We start from the raw sequence: 17,672 nt of genomic DNA, 5'->3' as shown, positions 1-17,672 counted from the left end.
TCCGAAGCAAAAAAACGCGGCCTGGCCGCGTTTTTTCGTGGACCTGCGCTTTTTACTTGACCAAGCGCCACTGGCCGTCGCGCACGGTGATCAGCTCTCGCCCGCGCTCGTCAAAGCCGCTGTGATCCTCGGGCGACATATTGTAGACCCCCTGCGTGGCCACCAGTTCGCGCGTCTGTTCCAGGGCGTCGCGCAAGGCGGCGCGGAACTCGGGCGTGCCCGGCTTGGCCTTGGCCGCCGCCTGCGGAATCGCTTTTTCCAGCAGCAGGCCGGCATCGTAGACATTGGCGCCGAAGGTGGCCGGGGCCGTGCCGTACTTGGCGGTGTAGCGCTGGATGTAGTCCTGCGCAATGGGCTTGGACGGATTGCTGTCGGCGATCTCGGGCAGCACCAGCATCAGGCTGGCGGCCAGCACCGTGCCCTCCACCTGGGCGCCGCCCAGTTGCAGGAAGGCCGGCAGCGCCGCGCCGTGGGTCTGGTAGATCTGCCCCTTGTAGCCCTGCTTGACCAGCGTGACCTGCGGCAGCACGGCCGCCGCCCCGGTGCCCGCCACCAGCACGGCGTCAGGCTTGGCCGCAAAGATCTTCAGCGCCTGGCCCGTCACCGAGGTGTCCGAACGCACATAGCGCTCGGTGGCCACGATCTGGATGTTGTTCCTGGCGGCCAGATCCTTGAAGACATTCAGCCAGCTTTCACCATAGGCGTCGTTGAAGCCCAGGAAGGCGGCGGTCTTGACTCCGTGTTCGACCATGTGCTTGACCAGCGCGGCGGCAATGATGTCGTCGTTCTGCGTGGTCTTGAACACCCACTTCTTCTCCGGCGTCATGGGCAGCACCACGGAGGCCGCCCCCACCGGAGCCAGCACGGGCGTGCCGGAATCGGCGGCGAATTGGATGATGCCCATGGCGTTGGGCGACCCGGTGGGCCCGATCAGGGCGTCGATCTTGTCCTCGGAGATCATCTTCTTGAACAAGGTCGCCGTCTGGTTGGGATCGCTGGCGTCGTCCATGGACACGTACTCCGCGCTCAGGTCGCCGACCTTGGCGGGCAGAAGAGGCACCGCATTGCGCTGCGGCAGCCCCACCACCGCCGTCGGCCCGGGGGCCGAAGCGATCACTCCGATCTTGACCTGGGAGTGGGCCGGCGCAGCCGCGGCGGCCAGCAGGACGGATGCGGCAAGTAAAGTTCGAGTCAGCTTCATGGTTTTCGTGGAGCCGACGGCGCGGCCCTTTCCCCTAAAAATCGGCGCGCACGCCTCTATGAACGGATCAGCGCATAAGATACCAAATTCAGTCCGGCACCGGGTGCGCAAAGCCGGGACTTTGGCCAGGTCTGCTTACAATTGCGGACCGGAGCCCCTGGGAAAGTAGTTTATAACTAGCCTACTGTTTATTACTGCGAAAGGCATCCCATGTCACTTCAGCAACTGCTGCAACAGATCCTGCAAAACAGCCAGAGCACCGATCCCGATCGGCAGGAGCGCGGCCTGGGCGGGAAGCTGGCTGAGCAGGCCGGCGGCTTTGGCGGCGGCGCCGTCGTTGGCGGCCTGCTGGGCCTGCTGCTGGGGAACAAGAAATTCCGCAAGATGGGCAGATCCATGGCCGGCTACGGCGGAGCGGCGGCCCTGGGCGCACTGGCCCTGAAGGTCTACCAGAACTGGCAGGAACAGAACGCCGGCCAGCGCCTGGAACCCGTGCCCGTGCAGGCGGTGCCGCCGGCGCCATTGCCCGTGCAGAACGCCCCCTCCAACGCGGCCGACACCCACGCCATGGTGATTCTGGCGGCCCTGGTGTCCGCCGCCAAGGCCGACGGGCACATGGGCGAGCCCGAACGCCAGTTGATCGAAAACGAAATCGCCAAGCTCTCCGCTCCCGAGCAGGCGCGGCTGTGGCTATCAAAGGAACTGCTCAAGCCCGTGGATCCGCAAGCTGTGGCCAGCCTGGCCCAGACGCCGGAACTGGCGGCCGAGATCTACCTGGCCAGCCTGCTGGTCATCGACGAGCAAAGCTATATGGAACGCGCCTACCTGGACGAGCTGGCGCGCCTGATGTCCCTGCCGGACTCCCTGCGCAAGAGTCTGGAGAATCAACTGCAGTCGGAGGCGCAAACGTAAGACATGGTCAAGAAGGCTTGTCAGGGGGCCCATGAGCCGCCCACAATGCATGCCTGTTTTTCTCCCGGGTGCATGCTTCACCCGTCCTGATGACTCAACAAGGAAGAAACCCATGAAAAAAACACTGACTTTGGCTGCCAGCTCGCTGGCATTAATGGGTCTGGTCGCCTGCACGGCTCCGCAAACCGCGTCTGACGCCCCTATTTCGAAACGTCAAATGGACAAAGAGATTTCCCTTGAGGCCTATCACTGGCGCCTGTTCGCGGCCACCGGCAAGGATGGGCAGCCGCTGCCCGCCATCCCGGGCGCGGACGGCAAGCAGGTGACCCTGAACTTCACGGACCGCCAGGTGTCCGTGGACGGCCTGTGCAACCTGCTCAGCGGCGGCTATGTCGTCAACGGCTCCAGGATCAGCATCACGCACCCGGTAAGCACCATGAAGGCCTGCGCCGACGAAAAGCTGATGCGCGACGAACATGCCGTGGGTCAACTGCTGCCGACCGCAACCGACTGGAGCATGGCCAAGGCCGACTCCGCGCCTGACAATCCGGCGCCCGTCCTGACCCTGACCTTCCAGGACGGCACCAAATGGCGCATGAAGGGCGAGCCTACCGCATCCACGCGCTACGGCAGCGAGCCCGAACGCGTCTTTCTGGAAGTGGCGCCGCAGCGCGAAGCCTGCTCGCATCCGCTGATGCCCAATTACCAGTGCCTGAAGGTGCGCGAGATCCAGTATGACGGCAATGGCGTCAAGACCCATACCGGCCAATGGATGTACTACTACGGCGACATCGAGGGCTACACCCACGAACCTGGGGTGCGCAACGTGCTGCGGGTCAACCGCTACACCTTGAAGAACGTTCCTGCGGACGCCTCCAAGCATGCCGACGTGCTGGACATGGTCGTGGAGAGCGAGGTCGTACAGCCCTGAGCACTCTGGCGCTCAGCCCCAACCGGCCTGCGGGCCGGTTTTTTCATGGCCTGCGACACCCGCCGACACGATATGGTAACCATACAGTACAAAGCCGAGGGAAACAGTGGCAATGGCCATAAACGGTTACGCAATGCCCGCTTCGGACACACCGCCGGAGGGCTGGATGCCCTTAGTATGAATACATCCCGGGCGTAAGCATTCACCTCCCCGTACGTCCGGCTTCAGGTCCCCCATGATTTGGGGGACTTTTTTTCGCCCGCCGCCAGCTGGCGCCCTACTTCAACGGCCCATAGAACACAAAAAAGGCCCCGGCGCAGATCAGGGCGAACCCCACCAGATGGTTGAGGGTGAAGCTCTCTTTCAGGTAGAGCACCGAAAACACGGCGAAAACCGCCAGCGTGATGACCTCCTGGATGGTCTTGAGCTGGGCGGCCGTGTAGACCGTATGCCCCAGACGATTGGCGGGCACGGCCAGGCAATACTCCACCAGGGCGATGCCCCAGCTGAGCAGGACGACCTTGAGCAAAGGGCTGTGAGGAAACTTCAGATGTCCATACCAGGCGATGGTCATGAACACGTTGGATGCCAGCAGCATCAGAATGGGCAGGATCTTGGCCATGTTCCACATATACGCGAGACAGGCGGCCGGGGCCGCGACCGCGCCAGTGTAGCGCTACTGGAGCTCGAACGCCGCCAGGCACATCCATGTGTCCGGCCAGCCAGGCGATCAACATGCGCTCCCTCCCCTCTGCGCAACACTCGGGCACCCGCCGGCCTGGACATAGGCATGCCCCCTTCCATAGACCCCGACTGCACGCTACTATTTGTCGCATTTGCCGCCTTACGGCTAGGCGACTCCTCTTTCCGCGCGCCATCATGCCACTTCCCCTCCGGACCACTCCAGCCCTCACCCCGGGCTTCGACGCTTCCCTGACCCTCTTTGACGCTTCCCCCGTATCCATGTGGCTGGAGGATTACAGCGGCGTCTTTGAATTGTTTGACCAATGGCGGGCGCAAGGCATAAGCGATCTGGGCGCTTTCCTGCAAGCTCGCCCTCAGCTGGCGGCACAGTGCTCGGCGCGCATCCGGCTGCTGCATGTGAACCCCGCCACCCTGGCGCTGTACGCCGCTGGCAGCGTCGACGAACTATCCGAGAGGCTCGACGAAGTGCTGCGCGGCGATACGTTCGAGTCCCTCATCCAGGAACTGCTGCAACTCTGGTCCGGGCGGCGCGCTTCCAGGGCCGCAGCGTCAACTACACGCTGGACGGCCGGCGCCTGGACATCCTGCTCAAGGGCGTGCTGCTGCCCGCCCACGAACGCCATGGCGACCGCGTGCTGGTGGTCATCGAAGACGTGAGCGAACTGGAACAGGCCCGGCGCCGCGCCCGCGACAGCGCCCTGCATGCGCTGAGCCTGTTCCAACAGGCGCCCGTCTCCCTGTGGGTGGAAGACTTCAGCACCATACGCGGCCTGCTCGATGAACTGCGCAGCCACGGCATCACGGACCTGCGCACCTTCACCGACGTACACCCTGAATTCGTGGAGCGCTGCATGGCGGAGATCAAGGTGCTGGACGTCAACCAATACACCCTGGACATGTTCAAGGCCGGCAGCAGGGATGAACTGCTGACACGCCTGCCCGAGGTGTTCCGGGAGGAAATGATTCCCAGCTTCCGCGAGCAGCTGATCGATCTATGGGAAGGGCGCCTGCTGCAGCAGCGCGAAGTGCTCAACCACACCCTGGACGGCACGCCGCTGAACATCCACCTGCAGTTCTCCGTATTCCAGGGTCATGAAGACAACTGGAACCAGGTGCTGCTGGCCCTGACCGACATCACCGCCCGCAAGAAGGCCGAGACCTACCTGGAGTACCTGGGCAAGCACGATGTGCTGACCAAGCTCAAGAATCGCTCCTTTTACGTGGATGAGCTCAACCGCCTGAGCCGCAAGAACATCCTGCCCACCTCCGTCATGGTGCTGGACCTGAATCACCTGAAGGAGACCAATGACAGCCTGGGCCACATCAGCGGCGACGCCCTGCTGCAGCGCGTGGGCGAGGTGCTGCTGCAGGCCGTGGACAAACCCTGGCACGCCGCCCGCGTGGGCGGAGACGAATTCATCATCCTGATGCCCGGCGCCGACGAGGCCGCGGCCCACGCCCTGGCCGAGAACATCGGCAAGCTGGCCGAACTGAACAATCAGTTCTACAGCGGCCCGAAGATCGCCCTGTCGATCGGCGCAGCGACGGCGCACGAGCCCAACTGCCTGGAAGCCGTGCTGCGCCTGGCCGACCAGCGCATGTACGACGCCAAGCGCGACTACTACGAGAAAACCGCCCGCAACCGCCGCCAGGCTTGAAAACCACGAAAAACGGGCCCGGGCGCATACGGCCCGGACCCGTTCATCGGCGATGCGGCTCAGAAAGCCGCAGCCCGCGGCGCTTACGCCTCGTCGGACTGCAAGGCGCGGAACACCAGAGCCCCAAGCACGCCCCCGACATTGGGCGCCAGCCAGAACAGCCAGAGCTGGTCGATGGCCCAGCTGCCCTGGAACAGCGCCACGCCGGTGGAGCGTGCCGGATTGACCGAGGTGTTGGTGATGGGGATGCTGATCAGGTGGATCAGCGTCAGGGCCAGACCGATGGCCACGCCCGCCAGGCCGGCGTGGCCGCGCTTGTGGGTGGCGCCCATGATGATGAACAGGAAAAATGCCGTCAGCACCACTTCGGCAACCAGGGCGGAAGCCAGCGGATAGCCGTCGGGCGAATGCGCGCCGTACCCGTTGGAGGCAAAGCCCGCGGATACGTCGAAACCAGCCTTGCCGCTGGCGATCAGGTAGAGCACCGCGCCGGCCGCCAATCCGCCCAGCACCTGGGCCACCACGTAAGGCACCAGTTCGCGAGCCGGAAAACGACCGCCCGCCACCAGGCCGACAGTCACGGCCGGATTGATGTGGCAGCCCGAGATGGACCCGATGGCATAGCACATGGTCAGCAAGGTCAGGCCGAAGGCCAGGGCCACGCCGGCAAAGCCTATGCCCAGTTCCGGGTAGGCCGCGGCAAAGATCGCGCTGCCGCAGCCGCCAAAAACCAGCCAGAAAGTCCCAAAGAATTCCGCACTGCAACGTTTCGTCAAAGTCATGGCCGCCTGCCCTCATCAATAAAAAGTAGAACGAATTCTAGACAGCCCCGTTTGCGCCTGTCCATGGAGCAATCTTCAATAATTGACAAGCCCTTGGCGAATGGGCGGATCAGCCCGGACTCCAAACAGATGCGGCGCAAAACATTGTCGCCATTGCTATTTTTGGGACCCGAAAAAGCAAGAAAGAAAAATAAAACGCGAATTGAAGCAGGCCATTTTTTTTCAAGGCGTTCCGCATTTGATGCAATAAAAAAACGCCCGCGTCGCGGGCGTTTCTTCAAGCAGGACGGGCGCCTTACTTGGCGGCGTCGATGCGCTGCTGCATGCGCTGGGCGCGCTCCGTGGAACCGGGGTGCGAGCTCATCACGCTGCTTTCGCCACCATCCAGCTCGGCCAGTTTTTCAAAGGCCGTCACCAGGCCCTGGGTCTTGAGCTTGCGCTCGGTCAGCAGATCGAAGGCGTAATCGTCCGCGGCCGATTCCTGGGACTGGGAGAATTGCGCGTTCAGCAAGGCCTCGGTGAGCTCGCCCAACTGGCTGGAGTTCAGCTGCGTGACCACGCCATTGCCCGAGGCGGCCGCCAGATCGCGCGCAGCCGACAGGCCGTAGGCGGTCTGCATGGCTTTCTTGCTGTGGCCCAGCTCGACGTGGCCCATTTCGTGACCGATCACGCCGCGCAGCTCGTCGTCGTTCATCTTGTCCATCAGGCCGGCGTACACGCGGATGCAGCCGTTGGCCATGGCCCAGGCGTTGACTTCCTGTACCTGGTACACCTTGAAGTTCGGCGTCTGGCCATTGAGTGACTTGCTCAGCGGCTTGACGATGCGCTGCAGACGCTTGTTGTACTTGCTGTTGGGGCTGGCCACCTTGTTCTGTGCGTCCATCTGCTTGCAGGACTGATCGGACAGGGCGATCACTTCCTGATCAGACAGGTTGTAGGCTTGCAGCGCCTTGCTGCCCGCACCCACCATGCCGCCCACGTCCATCGTCTTGCAACCGGCGGTCAAACCCGCCACGGCCAATACGGCAGCCAATGCACCAAAACGAAAAGTCATCACTCTTCCCTTTTTTCAGTTTGAACAGAACGGGGATTTTAATGACGCCGAGCGTCCTGGCCATCTTTTAAAACAATATTTAACAATTAAATTGTATACATTTATTCACATATTTAATGGATTGAAAAATCAGCGGAAATTCAATCTTCTGTTCCGATTTCTTTTCAACGGAATTTCATCCGGATCGGCGGCCCGGGCAGGCCGCGCCCACTGCCAGGCAGGCGGCCCCGGCCGCAAGAACGGCGGCGACCGCTGGCAGGTAAGCTACGGTGAACCGATCCAGGGTGAGGCCGCCCACGAAGGTGCCCAGGCCCACCCCCACGTGCATCGCGGAGAAATTCAGGCTGATGCCCGCCTGGGCCGTCGGCGCGTCCGTGCGCAGCAGAAAGCCCTGCACCACCGGCGAGATCATCCAGCTGATGCAGCTCCAGATCATGACCACGGGAGCTGCCGCCCAGCCAAACCTGCTCAGCAGCCAGGGCAATATCAGCAATACCAGCAAATAAGCCGCCGGCACCAGCACCAGCGCCTTCCCGGCCGGCAGCCGATCGGCAATCCGCCCGCCCAGATAGCCGCCGGCCACGCCGGCCGCGCCGAAGGCCACGAAGGCATACGCCGCGTCGGCGGCGTCCAGGTCGGCGGCATGCACGAGGTAAGGCAACAGGTAGGCGAACAGGACGAAATGCCCGGCGATCATCAGAACCGACACGCCTTGCGCCGCCACCAGGCGGCCATTGGCGAGATGGCGCCGGTAGGACAGGCGAGGCGCATCCGAGGGCCGCGCCCGCGGCACGAACAGCATGGACGCCAGCAGCACCAGGGCGGCCACGGCGGCCAGCGCCCAGAACACGCCTCTCCAGCCACTCCATTGACTGAGCAGCATGCCCGCCGGCACGCCCAGCACCAGGGATCCGCTGATGCCCATGAATATGATGCCGATGGCGCGGCCGCGCAGCTCCGGCGCCACCTGCTCGGTGGCCAGGGTGGTGGCCAGCACGCAGACCAGGGCGCTGGCGCCGGCCATGAGGATCCGGGCGGCAAACAGCACCGCATAGACCTGGCTGCAGGCAGCCAGCGCATTGCCGGCCACGAACAGCGCCAGCGCGCCCAGGTAAAGCCGCCGGCGCTCCAGGCGCGCCGCCAGCAAGGGCGCCCAGGGCGCGGTCAAGGCAAAGCTGATGGAAAAGACCGCGGTCAACTGGCCGGCCAGCGCCACGGAGACGTCAAGACTGCCGGCCACATCCAGCACCAGGCCGACGATGATGTTTTCGGCGGTGCCGGTCACGAAAGTGGCCAGGGCGAAAAGAAAGATTCGGGGATCCATGCACTCCATCCTCTGAACGTGAATGGCCATGTCATGGCGTCCCGACACGGCCGAACAAACCGATCGGGTTTCGAGGCAGAGCTTCGGTTATCCCTGAATGCGCAAGAAACGCTTGCAAGAAGCGGCGCTGAAGAAATTGCAGAAAAACAGGCGCGTGCCGGAGCGTTCCGGCATGAAGCCGCCGGCCCGGCAAGGGCTGCGGCTGATTCTAGCATGCTTTCAAATGGCCCCGCGGCGGCCGCATGCCCGCCCCTCCTGCATATCGTCCCGGCACTCACTGGCCGAAAAGGCGTTTGAACGTCTCCTCGTCCCGGGCGCGCAGCTCGGCAAGCGTGTAGGTCTTGCCCCGCGGGTCCACGAAACGGTCGAGTTCGTAATACCCTTCTTTGTAGAGTTTGTAGCGCGCGGGTCCCAGCCATTCCTTCTGGTAATGCGGATCCTGGCGAGAAAACCAACGGCTGTAGTTCGTCTCCAGGCCGACTTCACCTCTCTTCACCCCCGCCTTCCTGCGTTGGGCCGGGCTCATCCGCTCCACCGGCCGGTAGGCCGCCGGCCGGGGCACGCGCTCGCCTTCTTCGCCCAGGCGATAGGAGCCGCGCACCTTGAGCGCCAGCACGAACGGCCGATTGCCGGCCAGGCTGCCGTCAAAGCTGGGCACCAGCTGCGTGCGGCACTGGATATGGTAGGGCGGGCGCGGATAAGCCGTGCCGCGCTGATACAGGGCGCCGTCCATGGCGGCGCAATATTTGCTGGTACGCCCGTCCAGCACGGCTGTCACCACGACATACCTGACTCCCGCCTGTTCGTAGACGGCTTCATGCGCGGTAATGGCGACATGGTGGCGCGCCGTGCGTATCATGCGTTCCACATCGAACCTGCCCCGCTGCCAGAGCCCATTGCGCCAGCGCAGCCGGGCGCTGCCCGCAGCAGCCGGACGCTGTCCTTGTCCGCCCTGCCCACCTGCATGCCCTCGCGCAAGGCGCCCACAAGCCGCAGCCTAGCCTGGGCGGCAATCTCCGCCAACAGGTCCTCGACCTGTACGATGCCATCCTGTACGGGAGTCGCCTGGGCCGTCTCCTGGATGCGTGCGCCATCCGCTTTTATAGGAGGCAGCCCGTCCACGGCCCGCTCCAGGACCTTGCCCATATACTCGGCTTCGTAGGCGGCCAGCTCGGCGGCGCTCTTGCTCCACTCGCGGCTGACCACGGCCTGTATGTCGGCCACGGCCTGGTCGATGCGCGCCAGCAAGGGCTGCAGGCCGGCCGCCTCCAGGTCTTCATGAATGAACGCCTGCCGTTCGGCCGGTCCCAGCGCCGCAAGCAATTCAGGCAGGTCATCCAGCACATCCTCGCCGATCTGCTCCACCTCGTTCCAGACGCGATTGACCGCCGCCGTGGACGCGCGGTGACTGTAGGTCGAATGGCGCACCAGGGCGGTCAAGACCGCCTGCTGGGCCCGGGCCAGTTCGCTCACGGCCTCCCCCTCCCGCAGAAGCGGTGAAAACCATGCAGGGCCGGCCTGTTCAGGCAGGCCCCGCCGGAGCCGGGGCTACGGCGGGAGCCGGGCGTCACGACTTCATGCGACCGCACAGATAGGCAAGAGCGGCAACCACGGCCACGGCCGTGATGGGGTTGGCGCGGATGACATCCTTGCCGCAAGCCAGCGCGCTTTCCAAGGCGTCGCGTCCCACTTCACCCGCATCCTGTGCAACGATGCGAGCACGCTGAGCGACTTCAGAGCTTCTGGCGGCGAACTCCCGGCCAGCTTGCTCGGCCGTGTCCATGCCCTCATCGATCGCGCCTTTGAGTTTTTCAGTCGATTGTTCAAGTGCCATCGGTTTCTCCTGGTCATACCGCAGCATGCGGTACGGTTAGTATGGCCCTGCAGGCCTAAAAATAAGTGCTAGCTTGAAACGCCTTATGTCCAGATGTGCGCAACCGGGACGGCGCGCCGAATCGCTGCTGCTGCAAGGCGAGCTCCGCGGCCATTTCTTTATTGACCGGCCGCCCGCCGCCTTCGTCGGGATAGCCAAGCAATCCACAAGGACAATGACGGCCGTCATCCCAACCCGGATAGTCGGTGACCGGATAGAGGCAGACGCCGTCCCCGGGCACCCCTCGCTGCCGGGCGGCCCAGACTTCGTCGCACACGTAGCGGAACCACGGCCTGAGCATGTCTCCCTCAGCCCCCGTCTCGGACACGATCAAGCGCCTGCCGTACCGCCTGTAGGTCTCCTCCAGCAATTGCCGGAACGGCCGGTAGGCGGGATCGCCGCGGTCAAGCGGAGGACCCAGATGGAACCACTGGTTGTACGGGTAGTAATTCACCCCCAGGATGTCCAGGCAGTCGGGCCCGCCTCCCAGTTCCGGGTCTCGCATGCCAGCCAGCATGTCCCACGCGTCATACTGCGCCAGACGCAGGCCCTCGACCTCGGCCTGGCTGTGCGGCGGCTGGCCGACAATATGAATGACGGGCTCCGCCTGGACAAAGCGCGCTCGCGGTTCGACGTTCCTGATGGCCTGTATGGCGCGCACGGCGCTGCGCACCAGCTGCCTCTTCAGCTCCGGCCCCCTGCCCCCGGCACAGGGCGCGAACAGGCGCAGATCGCTCCCCGCCCATGCCCAGAACGAAATCTCGTTGATGGGGCAGTAAAGCGGGGGTGCATCGCTTTCGTCTCGCACCAGCCTGGCTGCCGCCGCTGCGAAACGCGCGAAGCGGTCGGGAAATTCGTCGGACCAGATATCGATGTGCGACGGCCAGCCGTAGTGGCACAAGTCCCAGATGGGCTGGACGCCCGCCTGCACCGAGGCCCGCAACATGGGCAGGAAGCTGCTCCAGTCGAACCGGTAAGGGCTGGCTTCGATCAGGTGCCAGCGCAACCCGTCGCGCACGGTCGCCAGGCCATGCCTGAGCATGGCCCGATAATCCGAACAGGCATGGCGCGCATGCCTCGTGCCTTCGAGCAGGTCCAGGCGGACTCCGTCCGAGCGCTGCTTGGTCGAACATTCGAAGCCGCCCATGAAATAACTGTGAAATACCGTTTCATCCATGGCTTCCCGCACCCCTGGTCACATTGCATACTGCTGCTGGAGCTGCGCGTGCGCCGCCTGCTTCCGTCCCCGCGCCAGGCGCTCATAGACCGACAGCGCCTGAGCCACCACCTGGTCCATGTTGTAGTAACGATAAGACCCCAGCCGGCCCACGAAGGTCACGCCGGGATTGCGGTCGGCCAGCATCTGGTAACGCCGGTACAAGGCTGCATTTTCGGGTCGTGGCACAGGATAATAGGGATCGCCCTGCGCGCTGGGGAACTCGTAAGTGATGCTGGTACGGTCATGCTGTTGGCCGGTCAGGTACTTGTACTCCGTGATGCGCGTGTACGGCACGTCCTCCGAGGGACAGTTGACGACGGCAACCGGTTGAAAACGCGGCTGCTCCAGGGTCTCGTGCTGGAACTGCAACGACCGGTAAGGCAGCTTTCCATAGCAATATTCAAAGAACTCATCGATCGGGCCGCAATAGATCAGGTGCCCGAAATCCACCAGGTCCCGCACATCCTCATAGTCCGTGCCGGTCATGACCTCGATATTGGGATGGTCCAGCATCTTCTCGAACATGGCCGTATAGCCGCGCCGCGGCATGCACTGGAAGGCATCCGTGAAGTAGCGGTCGTCTTGCGAGGTGCGCGTCGGCACGCGAGAGGTCACGGAGCTGTCCAGTTGCGAGGGATCGAGCCCCCATTGCTTGCGGGTATAGCCGCGGAAAAACTTCTCGTACAGTTCCCGACCCACCGTTCCGACAACCACGTCCTCCGACGTCTTGAAACGTCCCACGGGCTCCGCGCGGGCCGCCAGGAAGGCCGTCGCCTCCCCGGGAGTGAAGCGACGCCCGTAAAGCAGGGACAAGGTCGTCAAGTTGATGGGCATGGGCACCAGCTTCCCGTCGACGCTGGCCAGGACCCGATGCTCGTAGGGGCGCCAATCGGTGAAGCGGGAGAGGTAGCCGACCACCTTCGCGCAGTTCGTATGGAAGATGTGCGGTCCGTACTTGTGCACCAGGATGCCGGCTTCGTTATGGTAATCATAGGCATTGCCCGCGATGTGGGGACGCTTGTCGATCACCAGCACTTTCTTGCCCTGCCCGGCGGCCAGCCGCTCCGCCAGCACGCTGCCCGCAAAGCCCGCGCCCACGATCAGGTAATCGTAGCGGCGGCGGATCGGCGTGCGGCGCCGCCGCACGCGAGCCATGATGTCCCGCATGCGGCGCCAGGTATCGTCCCAGGACATGCTGGCCAGGATGGCGTCGGCCTGCCGGCACAGCACCTCGCGATCCTGACTGCGGGGCAACTCGCGCTCGATGGCCTGTACGAACTCCTCGGCCGTGGCCGCTATGTGCACCAGCCCGCAATCGCCGTAGCTGCGCAGCACATCGGGAACCGGGGTGGACACCACGGCGCGTCCGCCGGCCAGATACTCGGGCGTTTTCGTGGGGCTGATGAATCGCGTGGACTCGTTCATGGCGAAAGGCATCAGGGCCACGTCCCAGCCCGCCAGGTAGGCGGGCAGCGTCTCGTAGGTCTTGGCGCCCAGGTAATGGATGTTCGGGCGGCGCGGCAGGCAGGCCGGATCGATCTTGACCACCGGCCCCACCATCACGAAATGCCAGTCGGGCCGCAAGGCGGCCAGCTCATCGAGCAGAGCCGTATCCAGACGCTCGTCCAGCACGCCATAGAAGCCCAGGCGCGGACCCGGTATCCCTGCCTGGTCCGCCGGCTCGGGCCCAGGCGCGCGCGCCCGGGCAAAATGATCCACATCCACGCTGCTGGGGAACAGATGCACATTGGAATGCAGCTTGCGCTTGCTCTCGTACAGGCTGTGCCCGCCCGTGAACACCACGTCGGCCCGTCGCATCAATCGGCGTTCGCGTTCGATCAGTTCCGGCGGCGCGCCATGGAATGCCGACAGCTCGTCCATGCAGTCGTAGACCACGGTCACAGGCTGCAGATGCTCGGAGAAAGCCAGGCTCATGGGCGTGTAGTACCACAGGTGCAGCTCTTTGGCCGGATGAGCTGCCAGGTAGGCGTCCAGCAAGCTGCGCAGCGCCCGCTCATCAGCCGCGCGGCCCTGCCCCGGCATCAGGTGGGGCACCAGGACCCGCAGGCCCGCGCAGGGCTGCTGCTCCTCAAGGTGCGGCTCATCCTGGCGGGCATCGAAGAGCGGCTCTTCGAAGTACAGCACGCTGTAGTCGCGCGCGAACCGCGTGATGAGATGCTGCGGTCGCTGATAGACAAAATTCCAGCGCAGATGAGAAAAGCACAACAGCACAGGCTGCCTGCCGCCCGCCAATAAGGAAGTAGCCGGTTTCATGAGTTCCACCTTGAAGAAATAGGATCTGGTGCTGGAATACGCCGCCCGGACAGTCCTGCAGAGCCGCAGCTCCCGCCCTGCCGGCAAAGGCCTGCGATGCGCCTGGACGGCCTGGGTGGGCACGCTTCAGCAAATAGCGCTCCCAAGGCCCTGCGCGAACGCAGGCCTCCAGGCACTGCGGAAAACACGCTGTGCACAAGGGGAAGACTTTGTGCAATAATTGCCGACTTGATCGCACAGATCTGCCCCTCTAGCTCATGCCTGGTTAGAGCAGCGGACTCATAATCCGTTGGTGCCGTGTTCGACTCACGGGGGGGGCACCAGTATTCATGCGGGTTTACAGGCTTTCTGAGAACCAGCGCAAAATTTCGGTGGGGAAAAATTTGACACTCACCACGAGAGCTCGCCCCAGTGGCGGGCTTTTTTGCGTCTGTAACCGATGCCGGCATCGAGCCGGCGCTGTAACTGCTGAACACAGCCCGGCCGGGGTCTGCGTTTCAGCGGCACCCTGTCGCACGGCAACTGGGCAAGGTGACGTGCCAGGCGCCGAACATCGACCAAGCGTGCGCCATCTGAAGTGCATCCCACACGCCTCAACGTTTGCCTTTCTCCTTGAAAAAGTCCGTCCTGCCCGCGTTGGGCCTCGGGACTGGATTAGAAAACACCCCAATAATTCAACAATTGATGTATTATTGACACAAATGCAAGAAATCAACGTCATCCGAGCGCTATCCGCCCTGGCCCACGAAGCCCGACTACGAATTTTTCGTGCATTGGTCGTGGCAGGGCCAGAAGGTCTGACTCCCAGCGCCCTCGCGGAGCAACTGGGCATCGCTCCCAATGCGCTCTCCTTTCACCTCAAAGAACTTTCGCATGCCGAGCTGGTCAGCCAGGAGCGGCACGGACGCAACGTGCTGTATCGTGCGGAATTTCCAACGATGAATGACCTATTGGCGTACCTCACCGAGAACTGCTGCCAAGGCGCTCCATGCACGCCCGCTTCCGCTACCGCCTGCAAATGCTGAACGACATAGCCCGCTGAGCATGTTGACCGCCACCCTGATCTTCATCTTCACCCTGACCCTGGTCATCTGGCAACCGCGTGGCCTGGGCATTGGCTGGAGCGCATCGATAGGCGCCGCCATTGCCTTGCTGCTGGGAGTCGTCGACCTGGGCGACATCCCCATCGTCTGGGGCATCGTCTGGAACGCCACCGCCACTTTTATAGCGGTCATCATCATCAGCCTGTTGCTCGATGAAGCTGGTTTTTTTGAGTGGGCCGCACTTCACTTTGCACGCTGGGGCGGCGGCAGCGGACTCAAGCTGTTTGCCTTGATCGTGCTGCTTGGAGCCGCCGTTGCCGCATTGTTCGCCAATGATGGCGCCGCCCTGATCCTGACACCCATCGTGATGGCCATGCTGCTTGCCCTCGGTTTTTCTCCTGCGGCTACGTTGGCGTTCGTCATGGCCGCCGGCTTCATTGCCGATACCGCCAGCCTGCCGCTGATTGTCTCCAATCTGGTCAACATCGTGTCCGCCGATTACTTCGGCATCGGCTTCACCGGCTATGCGTCCGTGATGGCGCCCGTCAATGTCGTCTCGGTCCTGGCCAGCCTGTGCGTACTGGTCCTGTTCTTTCGCCGAGACATTCCGGCCGCCTACAAGCTGGAGCAACTCAAGCAGCCTTCCGCGGCAATCAAGGATCCGACCACGTTTCGCACCGGCTGGGCCGTGCTGGTCTTGCTTCTGCTTGGTTTTTTTGCGCTTGAGCCTTTGGGGGTCCCCGTCAGCGCCGTTGCCGCCGCCGGCGCCGCGCTCCTGCTGGGGGTGGCCGCTCGCGGAACCGTCATCAGCACACGCAAAGTGCTGCATGGCGCGCCATGGAAAATTGTCGTGTTCTCGCTGGGCATGTATCTGGTGGTGTATGGCCTGCGCAATGCCGGCCTGACCGATCACATCGCCGCGCTGCTGAACCGATTCGCTGAAGCAGGCATCTGGGGGGCGGCGATGGGAACCGGCGTACTCTCCGCGCTGCTGTCCTCGATCATGAACAATATGCCCACTGTGCTGGTCGGCGCGCTCTCGATCGATGCATCTGCCGCCAGCGGTACGGTCAAGGACGCCATGATTTATGCCAATGTGATCGGCAGCGGCCTGGGCCCGAAATTCGCCCCTACCGGCAGCCTGGCCACATTGCTGTGGCTGCATGTACTGGCCAGGAAAGGCACGACCATCAGTTGGGCCTACTACTTCAAAGTGGGCGCAGTTCTTACCACGCCCGTACTGCTCATCACCCTGGCGGCGCTGGCCGTACGACTGAGCGCCGGATCCTGAGCTGCCTATAAGAGGAATCGAGCACCATGAGCGACATCACGATTTATCACAACCCTGCATGCGGCACATCCCGCAATGTGCTGGCCATGATCCGGAACAGCGGGGAAGAACCGGCCGTCATCGAGTATCTGAAAACGCCACCCGACCGCGCCGCGCTGACAGCGCTCATCGCCAAGATGGACGTTTCCGTGCGCGCGGTGCTGCGCGAGAAAGGCACCCCCTATACGGAACTCGGCCTGAATGACCCGAAATGGACGGATGAGCAACTGATCGATTTCATGCTCCAGCACCCCATCCTCATCAACCGGCCCATCGTGGTCACGCCCTTGGGCACGCGCCTGTGCCGACCGTCGGAAACTGTGCTGGACATTCTTCCCCAGCCGCAGCGCGGCGCATTCAACAAGGAGGACGGCGAAATGGTCGTGGACGCGGGGAGGGGCGCCGTGTCTGAATCCCTTCTTGACTTGCCCAATATCGACGCCGCACTGTTCCAGCAACCCGACGCCCGGCAACTGCTGGCGCCTCAGCGCGCAACGCACGCGCCGCGCTTTCTGCTGCTCTACGGCTCACTGCGCGAGCGCTCGTACAGCCGACTGGCCGCGGAAGAAGCGGCGCGCATCCTGCGTGCGCTCGGCGGCGAAACTCGAATGTTCGACCCTTCGGGTCTGCCGCTGGTGGACGATGCGCCGGTCGATCACCCCAAGGTCAAGGAGTTGCATGACTCAGTGCAGTGGGCCGAAGGCATGGTGTGGAGTTCGCCTGAACGTCATGGCGCAATGACGGGACTGATGAAAACCCAGGTCGACTGGATTCCACTCTCGGTCGGCGCCGTCCGCCCTACCCAGGGCAAGACACTGGCGGTGATGCAGGTATCGGGAGGATCCCAGTCCTTCAACGCAGTCAACCAGATGCGCGTATTGGGACGCTGGATGCGCATGCTGACCATCCCGAACCAGTCATCGATCGCAAAGGCATACCAGGAATTCGATGAAGTCGGGCGCATGAAGCCCTCGGCCTACTACGACCGAATCGTGGACGTAATGGAAGAACTGATGAAGTTCACGCTGCTCACACGCGACCTGGCGCCGTACTTGGTGGACCGCTACAGCGAACGCAAGGAAAGCGCGCAAGCGCTGAGCAAGAGAGTCCACCAAAAAAGCATCTAAGCCAAAGACAGGGATCCAAGCCGCGCCTGAAGCACTGCCATGCTGGATAGCGACTCAATCCAGCGCGGCGGCCTGAACGACTTGGCATCTCTCTCGACTCGAAACGCTGGAGGAAGGCCCGCGCAGCCTCATAGTCGCCGCCTCCTTTATCCATCCCATGACAGTTTTCTTGCACCTGGGTCGGCCCCAACGAGCCAGTACGCAGAAATCAAGCAGACGAGTAGACGGCTAGCGGACGA

16 protein-coding genes, 1 tRNA gene and 2 pseudogenes are annotated in these 17,672 nt (G+C 63.2%); 8 read left to right on the top strand and 11 right to left on the bottom strand.

Annotated features, from left to right (window positions below; translation table 11 throughout):
• Positions 1-52: 52 nt before the first annotated feature.
• Positions 53-1,201, bottom strand: a complete 1,149-nt coding sequence (locus ACWPWO_RS07475) for an ABC transporter substrate-binding protein (RefSeq protein ID WP_454005633.1) — start codon at positions 1,199-1,201, stop codon at positions 53-55.
• Between the two features lie 210 nt (positions 1,202-1,411).
• On the opposite strand from ACWPWO_RS07475, the gene ACWPWO_RS07470 reads away from it, so the two are divergent.
• Together ACWPWO_RS07470 and ACWPWO_RS07465 are read left to right on the top strand one after the other, a co-directional pair.
• Positions 1,412-2,113, top strand: a complete 702-nt coding sequence (locus ACWPWO_RS07470) for a tellurite resistance TerB family protein (protein ID WP_454005631.1) — start codon at positions 1,412-1,414, stop codon at positions 2,111-2,113.
• 217 nt (positions 2,114-2,330) lie between these two features.
• Entirely contained in the window at positions 2,331-3,044 is a 714-nt protein-coding gene (locus tag ACWPWO_RS07465) for a DUF4377 domain-containing protein (protein WP_454005629.1), read from the top strand.
• Between the two features lie 277 nt (positions 3,045-3,321).
• Here the strand turns inward: ACWPWO_RS07465 and ACWPWO_RS07460 are convergent, their stop codons facing one another.
• Positions 3,322-3,666, bottom strand: coding sequence for a DMT family protein (locus ACWPWO_RS07460; RefSeq protein WP_454005627.1), 345 nt, complete (start codon positions 3,664-3,666; stop codon positions 3,322-3,324).
• A 257-nt stretch (positions 3,667-3,923) separates the two neighbouring features.
• On the opposite strand from ACWPWO_RS07460, the pseudogene ACWPWO_RS07455 reads away from it, so the two are divergent.
• Positions 3,924-5,407 (top strand): annotated as a pseudogene (locus ACWPWO_RS07455) (diguanylate cyclase domain-containing protein).
• A gap of 83 nt (positions 5,408-5,490) precedes the next feature.
• Here the strand turns inward: ACWPWO_RS07455 and aqpZ are convergent.
• The 9 genes from aqpZ to glf form a co-directional block, all read right to left on the bottom strand.
• Positions 5,491-6,189: an aquaporin Z gene (gene aqpZ / locus ACWPWO_RS07450; RefSeq protein WP_454005625.1), complete on the bottom strand. Its 699-nt coding sequence runs from the start codon at positions 6,187-6,189 to the stop codon at positions 5,491-5,493.
• Entirely contained in the window at positions 6,186-6,470 is a 285-nt protein-coding gene (locus ACWPWO_RS07445; RefSeq protein WP_454005623.1) for a hypothetical protein, read from the bottom strand. The genes aqpZ and ACWPWO_RS07445 overlap by 4 nt, the downstream gene beginning before the upstream one ends.
• A 14-nt stretch (positions 6,471-6,484) precedes the next feature.
• On the bottom strand, positions 6,485-7,243 hold the full coding sequence (gene loiP, locus ACWPWO_RS07440; RefSeq protein WP_454005621.1) for a metalloprotease LoiP: 759 nt from the start codon (positions 7,241-7,243) through the stop codon (positions 6,485-6,487).
• Positions 7,244-7,418: 175 nt separating this feature from the next.
• Positions 7,419-8,567 (bottom strand): MFS transporter, encoded by a 1,149-nt coding sequence (locus tag ACWPWO_RS07435; protein ID WP_454005619.1) that lies wholly within the window; start codon positions 8,565-8,567, stop codon positions 7,419-7,421.
• A gap of 274 nt (positions 8,568-8,841) precedes the next feature.
• Complete coding sequence (locus tag ACWPWO_RS07430) at positions 8,842-9,426, bottom strand: hypothetical protein (protein ID WP_454006308.1); 585 nt, start codon at positions 9,424-9,426, stop codon at positions 8,842-8,844.
• Positions 9,423-10,040, bottom strand: a complete 618-nt coding sequence (locus tag ACWPWO_RS07425) for a hypothetical protein (protein ID WP_454005618.1) — start codon at positions 10,038-10,040, stop codon at positions 9,423-9,425. Before ACWPWO_RS07425 ends, ACWPWO_RS07430 begins: the two co-directional genes overlap by 4 nt.
• A 94-nt stretch (positions 10,041-10,134) precedes the next feature.
• Positions 10,135-10,401, bottom strand: coding sequence for a hypothetical protein (locus tag ACWPWO_RS07420; RefSeq protein WP_454005616.1), 267 nt, complete (start codon positions 10,399-10,401; stop codon positions 10,135-10,137).
• Between the two features lie 55 nt (positions 10,402-10,456).
• Positions 10,457-11,617, bottom strand: coding sequence for a beta-glucosidase (locus ACWPWO_RS07415; protein WP_454005615.1), 1,161 nt, complete (start codon positions 11,615-11,617; stop codon positions 10,457-10,459).
• A gap of 18 nt (positions 11,618-11,635) precedes the next feature.
• On the bottom strand, positions 11,636-13,933 hold the full coding sequence (glf, locus tag ACWPWO_RS07410; RefSeq protein ID WP_454005613.1) for a UDP-galactopyranose mutase: 2,298 nt from the start codon (positions 13,931-13,933) through the stop codon (positions 11,636-11,638).
• A gap of 244 nt (positions 13,934-14,177) precedes the next feature.
• Between glf and ACWPWO_RS07405 the strand changes: the two genes are divergently transcribed.
• From ACWPWO_RS07405 to arsH, 5 genes and pseudogenes are all read left to right on the top strand, one after another.
• A tRNA-Ile gene (locus ACWPWO_RS07405) sits at positions 14,178-14,256 on the top strand.
• Between the two features lie 378 nt (positions 14,257-14,634).
• Entirely contained in the window at positions 14,635-14,958 is a 324-nt protein-coding gene (locus ACWPWO_RS07400; protein WP_454005611.1) for an ArsR/SmtB family transcription factor, read from the top strand.
• 19 nt (positions 14,959-14,977) lie between these two features.
• On the top strand, positions 14,978-16,267 hold the full coding sequence (locus ACWPWO_RS07395) for an arsenic transporter (protein ID WP_454005609.1): 1,290 nt from the start codon (positions 14,978-14,980) through the stop codon (positions 16,265-16,267).
• 26 nt (positions 16,268-16,293) lie between these two features.
• Positions 16,294-16,629: pseudogene (arsC, locus tag ACWPWO_RS07390) on the top strand (arsenate reductase (glutaredoxin)); the annotation flags it as partial.
• An 81-nt stretch (positions 16,630-16,710) separates the two neighbouring features.
• Entirely contained in the window at positions 16,711-17,433 is a 723-nt protein-coding gene (arsH, locus tag ACWPWO_RS07385) for an arsenical resistance protein ArsH (protein ID WP_454006306.1), read from the top strand.
• The last annotated feature ends 239 nt before the right edge of the window (positions 17,434-17,672 follow it).

Source organism: Alcaligenes sp. Marseille-Q7550, assembly GCF_965112015.1.
The sequence above is the reverse complement of the archived record's forward strand: the minus strand, read 5'-3'. Positions and strand labels throughout refer to the sequence as shown.